Origin of the sequence: Streptomyces sp. NPDC020422 (assembly GCF_044386705.1) — a bacterium.
Taxonomy (GTDB): Bacteria; Actinomycetota; Actinomycetes; order Streptomycetales; family Streptomycetaceae; genus Streptomyces.
In genome coordinates this window covers 165,408-179,027 of sequence record NZ_JBIRVJ010000003.1, presented here as the reverse complement: position 1 = coordinate 179,027, position 13,620 = coordinate 165,408, and the positions used below count along the sequence as shown (strand labels likewise).

Annotated in this window: 6 protein-coding genes; 2 read left to right on the top strand and 4 right to left on the bottom strand. The window is 74.6% G+C overall.

Annotated features, from left to right (window positions below):
• Window positions 1-11: 11 nt before the first annotated feature.
• Complete coding sequence (locus tag ACH414_RS08295; RefSeq protein ID WP_382538424.1) at window positions 12-6,200, bottom strand: DNRLRE domain-containing protein; 6,189 nt, start codon at window positions 6,198-6,200, stop codon at window positions 12-14.
• 323 nt (window positions 6,201-6,523) lie between these two features.
• Window positions 6,524-7,180: a TetR/AcrR family transcriptional regulator gene (locus ACH414_RS08290; protein ID WP_391769505.1), complete on the bottom strand. Its 657-nt coding sequence runs from the start codon at window positions 7,178-7,180 to the stop codon at window positions 6,524-6,526.
• 105 nt (window positions 7,181-7,285) lie between these two features.
• On the opposite strand from ACH414_RS08290, the gene hisN reads away from it, so the two are divergent.
• Window positions 7,286-8,080 carry a histidinol-phosphatase gene (gene hisN / locus ACH414_RS08285; protein WP_382537469.1) on the top strand — a complete coding sequence of 265 codons (795 nt, stop codon included), beginning with the start codon at window positions 7,286-7,288 and terminating at the stop codon, window positions 8,078-8,080.
• Here the strand turns inward: hisN and ACH414_RS08280 are convergent.
• A complete protein-coding gene (locus tag ACH414_RS08280) occupies window positions 8,061-11,309 on the bottom strand; it encodes an AfsR/SARP family transcriptional regulator (protein ID WP_398941234.1) in 3,249 nt (1,082 codons plus the stop codon). The two genes, hisN and ACH414_RS08280, sit on opposite strands and share 20 nt — an antisense overlap.
• A gap of 158 nt (window positions 11,310-11,467) precedes the next feature.
• Between ACH414_RS08280 and ACH414_RS08275 the strand changes: the two genes are divergently transcribed.
• Window positions 11,468-12,910: a BTAD domain-containing putative transcriptional regulator gene (locus ACH414_RS08275; RefSeq protein WP_398941232.1), complete on the top strand. Its 1,443-nt coding sequence runs from the start codon at window positions 11,468-11,470 to the stop codon at window positions 12,908-12,910.
• A gap of 63 nt (window positions 12,911-12,973) precedes the next feature.
• On the opposite strand, the gene ACH414_RS08270 is transcribed toward ACH414_RS08275, so the two are convergent.
• Window positions 12,974-13,495 (bottom strand): hypothetical protein, encoded by a 522-nt coding sequence (locus ACH414_RS08270; protein ID WP_382537460.1) that lies wholly within the window; start codon window positions 13,493-13,495, stop codon window positions 12,974-12,976.
• Window positions 13,496-13,620: the final 125 nt, after the last annotated feature.

Below are 13,620 nucleotides of genomic sequence, written 5' to 3'. Positions count from 1 at the left end.
AAACTAACGGTTCATCGGATCCAGCGGGTTCCGAATCCCCAGTGGACGTGGACCTTGCGACGGTGCTTGCCCCAGCTCTTCTCGCGCCGGAATCCCTCGATCCAGCGCTTGGCGCTCTGCGGGGCGCCGCGGAGCCGGTAGCGGCTCCACACGCCGGGTCCGAAGACACTGGCCGCGCCGTAGAGTCCGTTCTTCCAGTAGCCGCGCCGGTTCCGCTTCGCTGTGCCGATGCGATAGCGGGCCGCTCCGCCGGCCGCGCCGAACGCGGCGCCGATGAGCAGGCCGCCCGCTCCGGCGCAGATGCCCGCGGTGGCCGCGACGCAGGCGCCGCCGATGACGCCGAGGCCGACGCCGGCCGCCCAGCCGTAGATCCCGCGGTGCCTGCGGATGTGCCGGCCGATCTTGCTCTTCTTGAACTTCTTCCAGGCCTTCTTGCACCAGCCGCAGCCCCACTTGCCGTCGAGGTCGTAGGAGTTCAGCGGGTCCGCGTTGACGTAGTCGTACGCGTTGGCGCTGCCGCCGTAGACCGGGTCGAGCGAGAGGAAGCGGCCGGTGGCCGGGTTGTAGAGCCGGACGCCCATCAGCGTGAGGCCGGTGACGGTCTCGCTGGAGCGCTGCTTGCCGCCGAGCCAGCCGTAGCGGGTGACGGGCTGGCCGGTGCGGGCGTTGCCGTACTCGTCGCTGTCGAGCACCTGCGGGGCGTCGGCCTGGTTCAGCGGGAGCTGGAGGGCGACGTCGCCGTGGATGTTGGTCAGCTGGAGGACGGTGTCACCGCTCGCGCTGGTGGTGGCGGCGAGCTCGCCGTCGGCCGAGTCGACGTTGCGGGTGAGCTTGCCGGAGGCCACGTCCTCGGTGATCCAGCGGGGCTCGTCGTCGTCCCCGTCGTAGTGGTTCACCTTGGAGGAGGTCTGCGTCCAGGTGCCGTCGGCCGAGGACTCGACCGTCCAGCCGCGGAAGCGGTGGGCGGCGTCCAGGGTCCAGGTCTGGCGCAGGGTCCCGGAGGTCTGCCGGCGGACCAGGTCGTTGGCGTAGTACTCCAGCGTGCTGCCGGGCAGCGCGGTGGTGCGGCCGAAGCCGTCGTAGACGTAGCCGGCGTCGACGATCCGGTCGGCGCTGTCGTAGCTGTGGGTGGCGGTGGTCCCTCCGGTGGTCGGGCAGGCGGCGCCGGCGGCACCGGTCGCCGTGGTCAGGCCGGTGCGGTTGGTGCGCTTGTCGAAGGCGTAGCTGCGGCGGGTGCAGACGTCGCCGACGGTGTCGAGGACGGTGCTGAGCCGGCCGGCCTTGTCGTACGTGTTGCTCTGCGCGGACCAGCCGGAGTGCCGGACGACCTGGCCGTGGACCGACTCGTCGACCGTGTCGGAGGCGACGGTGGCGCCGTCGCTGTCCCGGGTGTAGAGCCGCTTGACCTCGGCGCCGGTGGTGTCCTCGGTGATCGTCTGGCTGTAACCGCCGGGGAGCTTCTGGCTGATGACGCTGCCGTCGGCGTCGTACCGGGCCTCGAAGGTGCCGGCGACGGAGTCGGTGGTCTTGACCAGCAGACCGCGCGGCTCGACGGCGGTGTCGTAGGTGTAGGTGACGGTGGAGGGCACCGAGTCGCTGACCTTGACCGGGCGGTCGAGCAGGTCGTACTCGGTCTTGGTCTCGGCGCCGTCGGCGTCGGTGTAGGAGATCAGCCGGCCGAGCTTGTCGTAGGCCTTCCAGATCGTCCCGCCGGTCGGCGAGGAGGTCTTGACCTCGCGCCCGGTCTCGCCGTTGTACTCGATGGTGGTGTCGGGCACCGCGTCGCCGAGGCCGCCGGTGGTGGTCGTCGTGACCGGCCGGCCGGCCGCGTCGTAGCTGGTCGTGGTGGTGCGCGTGGTGCCGTTGGCGGTGGTGGTCACCTTGGCCGGGGTGCCCCACCAGCTGTACTCGGTGGTGACGGTCGGCAGCTGGGTCGGGTTGGACCCGCCGCCGGTGATCGCCCCGGCGGGGCCGGTGGAGCAGACCTTGTCGGCCCACTCGGGCCGGCCGGCGCAGGCGCCGGTGCCGGTCGCGGACCAGTAGGTGGTGACCCGGCTGCCGGCGTCGGTGCCGGTGGCGCCCGGGAGCAGCTCCTTGACGGTGCGTCCCTTGGCGTCGTACTCGATCTGGCTGGTGAGGGCGAGGCCCGCCGGGTCACGGATGATCTTGACCGGCAGTCCCTTGACCCAGTCGTAGAGCGTCTGGGTGACCAGCGGCTCGGCCTGGACGCCGGGGTAGGCGAGGACCTGGGCGCCGACGGTGACCTTGGTGGGCTTGTCCTCGACGGTGGCGGTGCCGTCGGTGGGGCGGCCCGCGTCGTACTCGTTGATCGTCCAGGAGCGGACGGTGGTGGCGTCGCCGGCCTTCAGCACGGTGGCGCCGCCGGAGACGAGGTCCTGCGTGAGCGTGGCGCGGTGCAGCGGGCCGAGCTCCTGGAGCTCTCGGGTGCCCGCCTCGTCGAAGATCGACCGGGTGGCGAGCAGGTCGGCGCGCTCGGCCGCGGAGCGGGTGGCGATGCCGAGCTCGTTCTGGACGGCCCGGTCGGCGGCGGACAGGCCCAGCGCCACCGCCCGGTTGCCCGGGGAGAGTTCGCGCACGGTGTTGCCGTGCTCGTCGAACTCGGTGGTGGAGATGTAGCCGCCGGGGCTCGCGGTGTTCACCTCACGGCCGGAGACGTCCGTGTAGGTGATCGTGGCGCGCTTGTAGTCGCCCGCGGTCAGGCCGGAGCCGACGTTCGCGGCCGGCACGGAGTCCGCGGGGAAGACCGCGGTCGCGTCGGTCGGCACGTCGGTCTGGCCCCAGGCGGCGACGTCCTGGGCACCCATGGCGTACGGGGCGTTGCCGCCGGTCAGCGGGACGTCGTAGACGATGCTGGTGGCGGCCTCGCCGCTGGTCTGGTCGGCCGAGCCCTGGACGAGGGCCGGGCGGCGGACCTTCAGGAGCATGCCGTCGCCGGCGAGGGGGCTGTTGCCGGCCTTGCCGTAGTCCATGTTCCACGGCAGCTCGCCCTGGGACTGCACCCAGAAGATCCGGCCCGCGCTGTCGTACGAGTACTGGGTCTGGGTGGCCTGGGACAGGGCCGGGTTCCACTGCTGGCGCAGCCGGCCCGCGAGGTCGTAGCGGTAGGTGGAGAGGGTCTTGGAGGTGGCCGCCGTCGCACCGGGCTCGGTGGACCAGGCGCGGATCTCCTTGACCTGCCCGGCGATGTCACCGAACTCGGAGGCGTTGGAGTAGCCGGTGGCCGTGGTGGTGGTCGCGTAGACGTACTCCAGCGCGCGGCAGCCCCGGGTCGTCGGGGTGGCGGCGCAGGTGGTGGCCGCGACGGCGGAGCTGGGGGCGACGACCAGCTTCGGCCGGGCCAGCTTCTTGCCGTCGACGGTCACGGCCTCGGAGACCACCGTGGTGGTGGTGTCGGACAGGCCCTCCATGCCGGTGGTGGCGACCTGCCAGGTGGTGGCGGCCGGGTCCGGCTTGGTGAAGACCGTGATGGTGCCCTCGGTGTCCTTCAGGGTGAGGGAGCCGCTGGTCGCACCGGTGAGGCTGACCTCCTCGGCGCCGGGCTCGGGCTTCCAGCCGCCGCCGCTGGTGGCGGTGAAGCCGGTCTCCTCGCCCTCCACGTCGACGAGCGCGAGGGAGGTGGCGGAGGTCTGCTTGATGTACGCCCAGTCGGTCTCGCTCTCCTCGGCGACCGTGCCGGCGCTCCACTCCTTGCCGAAGATCGCGACCTGGCCCTCCTGCGTACCGCCGGTGTTGGGGTTGCGGGAGGAGGCGGTGCGGCTGACGGAGAGGTCGAAGAGGGAGACGTCCGTCTCCGAGAGGGTGAAGTCACCCGTCATCAGGTTGACCTCGCCCGGGCCGACCTGCTCGGTGGGCGCGGTGCCCGCGGTGCGGTCCAGGGCGACGGTGTTGGCCGGCGAGCCCGCCGACGTGGAGCCGTCGGTGAACAGCGCGCGGACGTCCACCGGGCCGTCCTCGGCGAGGGTGGCGGTGACGTCCCAGTTCAGCGCGGCGGGCTTGCCGGCCGGGGCGGGCAGCGGCCAGGCGCCGACGGCGGATCCGTCCGCCGCCTTGGTGACGTTGGCGACCGGCACGTCCTTCCAGGTGTCGGTCTCGCCGCGGCGGTACTGGTAGGTGACGCCGGTGTAGGTGTCCTTGCCCGTCGCGGTGAGCGCGGTGCGGCGGGCCGCACGGTCGCCCTCGGCCGGGGCGTTGAGCGCCGCGCCGGCGCCGGCGTAGAAGACGTGGCTGGTCTGCCCGGAGACGTTGCCGGCCGCGTCACGGGTGCGCGCGGTCAGGGTGTGCTTGCCCGCGGTCACGGTGACGGTGGCGGACACGGTGGCACCGCTGACGCCGAGGGTGGTCCAGGCGCCGTCGTCGAGGGCGTACTGCACCTCCTTGGCGTCGGTCGCCGGCGGCGTGAAGGTGAAGGCGCCGGAGACGTTGCCGTTCGCGTCGGGCGTGCCGGACCAGGTCTGGGCCGGGAAGTCGCTCGACGAGATCGTCGTGGCCGCCGGGGCGGTGGTGTCGACGGTGAAGTTCTGCCAGGCGGACCAGGCGCTCGACACCGAGCCGTCGGAGGCCGTGGCCCGCCACTTGTACGAGCCGGGCGCGAGCGCGGTCGCGGGCGTCCAGGAGGCGTCCGCGCCGGAGGCGACGAAGCCGGAGGTGCCGCTCTGCAGGGCGGCGGTGCCGCCCGCGGCCCAGATCTCGTAGCTGAGCTGGACGGTGTTGCCGTCGGCGTCGGTGGACTTGCCGGTGATGGTCGGCGTGGTGTCGTTGGTGGCCGAGCCGTCCACCGGGGAGACCGCGGCGACGACGCTGGGCTTGGTGTTGTACGTGACCGACAGGTACGGGGTGTTGGAGGCGGCGTTGCCGGAGCTGAAGCGCTTCCAGCCGTACGGGTCGGTCTCGTCGGTGGCGCGCAGGCCGAGGTGGTTGCTGCCGTTGCCGTTGGAGGCCCAGCTCTGGACCATCGAGGTGACGTCGGCGTTGACCCAGCCGTCGGCGCAGGCCGAGGAGTAGCCCTTGGTCTGGGTGCTGGTGGCCTGCTTGGTGCTCCAGGTGGGCTGGGCCGTCCAGCGGGTGGCGGTGCTCGCCGCGCCGGTGGTCCACACCTCCCACGACTTGGCCGTGCAGGACCAGGAGTGGGTGGCCCACAGGTTGAGCTTCGCGGACTGGATGACCTTGCCCGAGATCTGGGCCATCGGGAAGGACAGGAAGGAACGGGCCTTCTGCGAGGACCCGTTGTTGCCCAGCTTCAGCTCGGTGGCGGCCGACTGGTCGGTGCCGTAGCCCTCCTGGACGAAGGTGTCGAAACTGGTGCCGACGGAGACCGCCGGGTCGACGGTGACCGGGAAGACCGTCTTCGAGTCGGCCAGGAAGGCCGCGTCGGGCGTCAGCGTGATGTCGACGCTGTCACCGTTCTGGGTGAGCGCGAGCCCCACCTTCGCGGTGTGGGTGTGCTCGCCGCTGCGCGGGTCGACCTGGGCGTCCCACATCACGGGGGCGGGGACGACGGCGGCGGTGCGCCCGTTCTTGGTGTCGGTGAAGGTGACCGAACCGTCGGCGTTCTTCTTCGCCTTGAGGCCCTTGGCCTCCAGGGTCAGGGTGACCGAGCCGTTGGCGTCGACCGCCCGCTTGTCCTTGAGCTCCAGGAACTGCTCGTAACCGGTGCGGGTCGACTCGACGATCAGGTCGGTGTACGGCAGCGCCTCGGCGTAGCGCGCCTGGGTGCCCTTGACCGTCGGATCGGCGAGCTCTCCGCGCCAGTTGACGGATATCTGCTTGCCGTGGTGGTCGTCGAGCCGGATCAGCGGCACCGACGGGGTCTTCTTCTCGCCCGCCTGGCCGCCGGACTTCCTGATCTTCGCGGCCGTGGCGGCGGGGGTCTTCCCGGCCAGGGAGAGGCCGAGCGGGTGGTCGGCGGCGGAGACGCTGCCGTCGGGGTGCTTGACGAGGCCGACGTCGACGGTGCGCCAGTTGCCCAGCGCGTCCTTGTAGCGCTGCGGACCGGTGGCGGCCTCCAGGGTGACCGTGCCGTCGGGGTTGGCCCACGTCGTGGTGGTCTCGGTGCGCTCCGACAGCGCCTCGACGCGCTTGCCGGAGAGCCTGGCGGCGACCTGCGCCGACGGGAGGTCGGCGGCCTCGGTGGCCGCGGGGGTCTTGGGCGCCTTCGCCGGGGCCGCCTGGGCGACCTGCATCGTCGGCAGGGTCACGGCGACGGCGTCGTTGCCGGCCCACACCACGAAGGCGGTCTCGACGACCAGGCTGGCCGCCACCACACCGGCGACGGCGGCGATTCTTCTTGCTCGGCCGCGGAGGGGGCGGCGGCCCGACGGGCCTTCCGGCGGCGGGCTTTCGTTCAAGGGTAGGCGGTTCCACGTATCGGGTGACACCGAATCTCCTCAGTAGCCTGAACATGCCAATAAGGAATGCGTCGGTGATCGTTCCACTCGCACACGGCGAACCACACCGGCAACCGCCGGGTTCAGAGGAAGACTTGAGGTTTCCCGCGGGTAGCAGGTCAGTCGCCGCCTGGCATCGTCGGGCGAACGCCCGTCTCTTGGTGCATAGTTGCAGGGAACAGCGCGTCGCGGACAAGGCGTACCCGATCGCCCCTGGCCCCTCCGGGCGCCGGGGCGACCACGAGGGAGAGCGCGAGACGCAGCGCGAGCTCGCAGGAGCGAACGGTGCCCGCCGGGTCCCCCGCCTCCGCGGCGGGCGCGAGCAGCGCCACCGCCCGGTCCCTCGCCTGCCCGAGCAGTTCCCCCGGCGAGGGCACCCCCGCGTCGGCGCGCCGCTGCTCCGGCACGGCGGCGGCACGGGCCCCGGCGCGGGCCGGCCGCGGCACCGGCAGCCGATCGCCCCAGGCCCCGGTGAGCAGCGCCCGCAGCACGGGCCGGGCGGCGGCAGCGGCGACGGTCCACTCGGCCATGGAGACGAGCCGGCGGGCGGGCGGCCCCGGCTCGCCGAGCACGGCCTCGACCCCGCGCAGATAGAGGTCGGCCTCCCGGCGCACCAGGGCCCGGGCGAGCCCCTCCTTGCTGCCGAACTCGTTGTAGAGGGTCTGCCGGGAGACCCGGGCGCGGGCGGCGACGTCGACCATCCGCACCGCGGACCAGGGCTGCGCGCCGAGGGCGGCCAGGGCCGTGTCGAGGAGGGTTTCGCGGGCAGTCGGCATCGTCGCCTCCCAGCCGGTTCGGTACTGCGCTCAGCGTTGACGGGCGACCACGCACTGTCAAGGGCCGCCGCAGGCCGATCCCTGTCCGGGGGATAGAGTTTCGACATGGCCGAATACCACGACGATCTGCGTCTGGCCCATGTCCTCGCGGATGCCGCGGACGCGGCCACGATGGACCGGTTCCAGGCGCTCGACCTCAAGGTCGAGACGAAGCCCGACATGACCCCGGTGAGCGAGGCCGACAAGGCCGCCGAGGAGCTGATCCGCGGGCAGCTGCAGCGCGCGAGGCCGCGAGACGCCATCCTCGGCGAGGAGTACGGCGTCGAGGGCACCGGCCCGCGCCGCTGGGTGATCGACCCCATCGACGGCACCAAGAACTACGTGCGCGGGGTGCCGGTGTGGGCGACGCTGATCGCCCTGATGGAGGCCGGCGAGACCGGTTTCCAGCCGGTGGTGGGCGTGGTATCCGCGCCGGCCCTCGGACGCCGCTGGTGGGCGGCGAAGGGCCTCGGCGCGTACACCGGGCGCAGCCTCTCCTCGGCGAGCCGGATCGGGGTGTCGAAGGTCGGGCGCCTGGAGGACGCCTCCTTCGCCTACTCCAGCCTGACCGGCTGGGAGGAGCGCGGCCGGCTCGACGGCTTCCTCGACCTCAGCCGCGCGGTGTGGCGGACCCGGGCGTACGGCGATTTCTGGCCGTACATGATGGTCGCCGAGGGCTCGGTGGACCTGTGCGCGGAGCCGGAGCTCTCCCTCTGGGACATGGCGGCCACGGCGGTCATCGTCCAGGAGGCCGGCGGCACCTTCACCGGCCTCGACGGCCGGCACGGACCGCACAGCGGCAACGCGGTGGCCTCGAACGGGCTGCTGCACGGGGAGCTGCTCAGCTACCTCGGCGGCTGAGCGGCCCGCCGTTCCCCGGTGGCGGGGCAGCAGGCAGCCTCGCCAGCGACGCCCGGACCTCCGCCTCCTGCTCCGCGATCCCCAGCCGCCCGTACACCTCCGCCGCGTCCCTGAGGCAGGCCCGGGCCTGGCGCGACCGGCCGAGGGAGGCGAGCGCCGAGCCGAGGGTGTGCAGCAGGGCGGCCTCCAGGGCGGCACTGGTCTTGCGGGCGAGCGGCAGCACCGCCTCGGCGGCCTCCGCGGCGAGGGCGGCCCGGCCGGACTCGGCGTGCAGCCGGGCCGCGAGGTCCCCCGCCGCCGCCTCGAACACGGCGACCTGGAGCCGGGCGAACTCCTCGCGCGCCGCGGTGGCGTGCCCGAGCGCCCCCTCCGGGTCGCCGCACAGGCGCAGTACCCGGGCCAGGTAGTAGCGCCCGGTCGCGGCGGACACCGGTCCGGTGCCGCTCATCAGCCCGGCGCCGCGCTCGGCGGCCCGCCGTGCCTCGTCGAGGCGGCCGGTGTGCGCGGCGTTGAAGGCGAACTCCCCCAGCGCGCTGCCCTCGGCCCGCTCGGCGCCGAGCGAGCGGAAGACCTCGGCGGCCGCCCCCGCGTACTCGGCGGCCTCGGCGTGCCGTCCGTGGATGCGGGCGTTGCCCGCGAGGGTGAGCAGCGCCTTGGCCCGAACCCGGGCGGCGGGCCCGGCGGTGGGGGCGGGGGTGGCGTGGTGGGGGGTGTCGGGGGCGGTGCTGGGGGCGGTGTTGGGGCTGGTGCTGGTCTCGGCGGTGGGGGTGCTGGTGCTGGTACCCGTGCCGGCGCCGGTGCTGTTGCCGGTCCCCGTGGTGGTGGTGTCGCCGCCGCCGTCGCCGCTGTCCGCGCCCGCGCAGAGCGCCACCGCCCGGGCGATCTCGGCGCGCGACTCCTCGTACCGGTTGACGTGCCAGAGCATGTTGCCCCGTACGTAACGGGCGAGGGCCTGCGGGCCGTGGGCGCCCCGTGCTTCCGCCGCCTCGGCGACCCGGGCCGCGAGGGCGGCGATGACGCTGGTCTGGGTGCGTTCGAAGAGCACCGAGCCCATCTTGTCGACGAGTTCGGCCGCCTGGGCCAGCGAAAGGCCCTCGTCCGCGCAGGCGAGGGCGACGGCCGCGGCGTGCACCGCCGCCTGCTCGCGCATCCAGCGGACGGCGTCGGCACCGGTGGCGAGGGAGCGGCCCGGGCGGTCGACGGGCGTGTCGAGCAGGCTCTGTTCGGCCGGGTCGACCGAGCGGGCGACGGCGTCGGCGTTCCGGGCGCTCGCCAGGCAGAAGTCGAGCAGCCGGGCCGCCGCCGCGGCCCGTTCCGCGCCGCTCTCCTCGTCGGCGGCCCGGTCGCGGGCGTAGGCGCGGACCAGGTCGTGGAAGCCGTAGCGGCCGAAGCCGGGCGACTGCAGCAGGTTGAGGTCGACGAGCCCTTCGAGGAGCTCGTCGGCCTCCGCCTCGCTGCGGTCGAGGAGCGCGGCGGCGCACGGCAGCGCGATGTCGGGCGCGTCGGGGAGCGCGAGCAGCCGGAAGGCGCGCGCCGCCTCGGGTGCGAGCCGGTGGTACGAGAGCGCGAAGGTCGCCTCGACGGCCCGCTCCCCGTCGTCGAGCGCGGCGAGCCGCCGTTCGTCGCGCAACCCCTCGGCGAGCGCGCCGAGGCCGAGCCCGGGGTCGGCGGCGAGCCGGGAGGCGGCGATGCGTACGGCGAGCGGCAGCCGTCCGCAGGCCGCGACGATCTCCTCGACCCGGTCCGGTTCCGCCGCGACCCGCTCGGGGCCCGCGATCCGGGTGAACAGCTCGGCGGCCTCCCCGGCGGGCAGCGGGTCGACCCGGAGGTGGTGGGCGCCGGCCAGACCGGGCAGCCGGGTGCGGCTGGTGACGAGGACCGCGCAGTCGGCGGAGCCGGGCAGCAGCGGTTCGACCTGCTCGGGGGCGGCCGCGTTGTCGAGGACGACGAGCACCCGGCGGCCGGTGAGCGCCGAGCGGTAGCAGGCGGAGCGCTCGGCGGTGCCGGCCGGCACCTCCTCGGCGGCGACCCCGAGGGCGCGCAGGAACTCGGCCAGGACGGCGGCCGGTTCGCGCGGCGCCCGGTCGGCGCCGCGCAGATCGGCGAAGAGCTGCCCGTCGGGGAAGCGGCCGGCTGCCCGGCGGGCCGCGTGCACGGCGAGACTGGTCTTGCCGACGCCGCCCATGCCGTCGAGCGCGGACACCACGACGGCCCGGCCCCCGGCCCCCGCGAGCCGCTCCGCGAGGGCGTCCACGGCGGGGCCGCGCCCGGTGAAGTCGGCGAGGTCCGCCGGGAGCTGCTCCGGCGCCTGCCAGACGGGGCCGGGCTGGGCGGCCGGTGCGGGCAGCAGGGCGGGGTCGTCGCGCAGGATCCGCAGCTGGAGCCCGGCGGGCGAGTCGGGGCCCTGCTCGCCGGCGGGCAGCGTGCCCCGGGCGTCCTCGAAGACGGCGAGCGCCTCCGCCGTGCGGCCGGCGCGGTGCAGCGCCCGCATCAGCACGGCGACGAGCCGGGGCCGTCCGGGGTGTTCCAGGCAGAGCGCGGCGGCCTCGGCGGTGAGCCCGGCCCGGTCCCCCAGCTCGGCGTCCAGTTCGAGCCGCTGCTCCAGCACGCGCAGCCGCTCCTCCTGGAGCCTGGCCCGCACCGCCTCGGCGTGCGGGCCGCCGATCCCGGCGAGCGGCTCGCCCGCCCAGAGGGCGAGGGCCGCGCGGAGCAGTTCCCGGACGTGAGCGGGGACTCCGCCGACCGCCTCCCCCTCCTCCTCCGTCTCTCCTGCCTCCTTCTTCTTCCCCGCCGGCGTCTCCCCCGCCGGCGTCTCCCCCACCGGCGTCTCCCCCGCCGCCGCGACCAGCCGGCGCCACTCCCCCGTGTCCGTCCAGGCGCCCGGTACCCGGAGTGCGTAGCCGTCGCCGATGCGGACGATCGGGGTCTCGGCGAGGTGCGGGCGGAACGCCGAGCGCAGCCGGTAGACGAGGAGTTGGAGGGCCTTGCGGGGGTCCGCGGGGGCGGAGCCTCCGCCCCAGACGCCCTCCGCCAGGACACCGTGCCCGACCGTGCGGCCGCCCGCGTCGAGGAGCACGGCGAGCAGGGCCCGCTGCTGGGGCCTTCCCAGGTCGATCTCCTCGTCCCCGTACCAGGCCCGGAAGGGACCGAGCAGGCTGAAGCGCAGCGCCCCCGTCCCCTTCTCGTCGCCCGTCGCGCGAACCGTCGCACGAACCGCCGCCCGCCCCATCTCCCGCTCCCCCTCGCAGCTTTGACCTGTGCCTTCCCCCTCGGAACCGGCAGCCGCGCGGGACGCGCCCAGGGCGCGCAACCCCATCGGGGCGAGCGGTCCGGCCGCCTATGATGCGGCACGCAACCTGCGACGGACTCATGGCTGACGGGGGTGTCATGGGACTCGAATTCGCCATTCTCGGCCCGCCCCGCGCGTGGCACGACGGACACGAACGCGCGCTCGGCCGGCCGCAGCAGCGGGCGCTGCTGTGCGCCCTGCTGCTCGCGCCGGGCGAACTGGTCCCCACGCAGCGGCTGATCGCCGCGCTGTGGGGCGAGGAAGAGGAGGACTGGCCGAAGGACCCGGTGGGACAGATCGGCACGCACGCCCATCGGCTGCGCCGGGCGCTGGACGCGCCGGACGCGCTGCTCGGTTCCTCGGGCGGCTACCGGCTGGCGGTGCCGCGCGAGGCGGTGGACGTCTTCTGGTACGAGGACGAGGCCGCCCGTGCCGCGGCCCTGCTGTCCGGGGACCCGGAGGAGGCCAGGGAGCTGGCCGTCCGGGCCCTCGGCCGCTGGACCGGGGATCCGCTCGACGGGGTGCCGGGGCCGCTGGCCCGCCGCACCCGGGACCGGCTCGCGGACTCGCGGCACGCGGCGGCCATGACGCGCTTCGCGGCGGAACTGGCCCTGGGCCGGCACGCCGAGGTGCTGCCGGCGCTGCGCGACCTGGCGGCGGCGCACCCGGAGGACGAGGAGGCGCACCGGCTCTGTCTGCTGGCGCTGTCCCGCTGCGGGCACCGGGCGGAGGCCCTCGCGCTCTTCTCGGCGCTGCGCGAGCGGCTCGACCGGCGGCTCGGGCTCGACCCGGGCGGTGCGGTGACCGAGCTGGCCGAGCGGATCCGCCGGGACGACCCGTCGCTCGCCTCGGCCGCGGCCGTGCCGCCCCGCCGTCCCCCACGGCCCTGCCAACTGCCGCCGGACATCCCCGACCTGGTGGGGCGCGGGGCACAGGTCCGGGAGGCGGAGCGGCTGTTGCGGGCGGGGGCCGACCGCAGCCCGGTCGTGGCGCTCTCGGGGCCGTACGGGACGGGCACGTCGACCCTGGCGGTGCATCTGGCGCACCGGGTGCGCGACGCCTTCCCGGACGGGCAGCTGTACGCGCGGGGCGACGCGGCCGGGGACGTACGGGAGGTCATGGCCGGTTTTCTGCGCTCGCTGGGCGTGCGGCCGCCCGAGGACGCGGGCGCGGGGACGCTCGCCGCCCACTACCGGGCGGCGCTCGCGGGCCGCCGGGTCCTGGTGCTGCTCGACGGGACGCCGGAGCCGGCCGCCCTGCTGCCGGGTGTGGCGGGGTGCGCTGCCCTGGTCGCGGGGACGGGTGGCGAGCTGGGCGCGGAGGTGGCGCGGCTGCGGGTCGGTCCCCTCGACCCGGACGACGCGTACGAGCTGCTGGCCCGGATCGCGGGCCCGGACCGGATCCACCGCGAGTCCGGCGCGGCACGTGAACTGGCCGCGCTGTGCGGGCACCTGCCGGCGCGGCTGCGCTCGGCGGCGGCCCGGCTCGCGGCCCGGCCGCAGTGGTCGGTGGCGGACCTGGTGGGCCGGCTCTCCGCGTGACGCGCGGCGGCCCCGGCCGGAGAGGGGGTCCGGCCGGGGCCACGTACGGGGCTGGTCAGGCGATCAGTAGAGGTCCGAGTAGACGATGTCCCGCGAGGTGTTGGTGAAGCTCCGCGCGGTCAGGCCGCTGAAGCTGCCGCACTGCCGGTCCGTGTACCAGATGCTGAGCCCCTGCTCGTTGGTGACCTGGAGACAGGCGTACGCGCTGCCGCCCTTGTTCCAGCCGCGGGATGAGCACTCGCGCCCGTCGGCGCCGTAGACGACGAGCCGGCCCTCCGTCCGCATGACCGCCCTGGTGCCGCAACCGACGGTGTTCGAGGCCCACATGGGTGTGGCGCGGGACCAGTCGCCGGCGTTCGCGGTGCGGTAGAAGACCAGGTTGCCGTCGCCCTGCATGATGAGCCGCGCGTAGTCGGTGCTGACGTGCCAGCCCGGGTAGAGCGGCTCGTCGTTCCAGAGGGTGTGGGTGCCGGAGTCGTACGCGGCCTGCGCCGTGCCCGATCCCGCCAGTGTCCCGGCCAGCGCCAGGAGTCCGGCCGCCACGGCCCCCGCCGTCCTGCGCAGCGCCTTCTTCGTCATCGTCATCCCCGTTGCCCTTCTGTGGTCCGGCTTGCGCGGCCGATCCTCGAAGGCGCCGGTAGACAACCGATGAACGTCCGCTCAGCGGACAGGTGTGCCCTCTTGTTGCGGGGGCCCGCCGGTGTCACTCT

Bases quoted from the DNA above. Each gene is read 5' to 3' on its own strand.
- ACH414_RS08295 (WP_382538424.1), bottom strand. From the start codon at position 6,200: ATGCAGGTCGCCCAGGCGGCCCCGGCGAAGGCGCCCAAGACCCCCGCG.
- ACH414_RS08290 (WP_391769505.1), bottom strand. From the start codon at position 7,180: ATGCCGACTGCCCGCGAAACCCTCCTCGACACGGCCCTGGCCGCCCTC.
- hisN (WP_382537469.1), top strand. From the start codon at position 7,286: ATGGCCGAATACCACGACGATCTGCGTCTGGCCCATGTCCTCGCGGAT.
- ACH414_RS08280 (WP_398941234.1), bottom strand. From the start codon at position 11,309: ATGGGGCGGGCGGCGGTTCGTGCGACGGTTCGCGCGACGGGCGACGAG.
- ACH414_RS08275 (WP_398941232.1), top strand. From the start codon at position 11,468: ATGGGACTCGAATTCGCCATTCTCGGCCCGCCCCGCGCGTGGCACGAC.
- ACH414_RS08270 (WP_382537460.1), bottom strand. From the start codon at position 13,495: ATGACGATGACGAAGAAGGCGCTGCGCAGGACGGCGGGGGCCGTGGCG.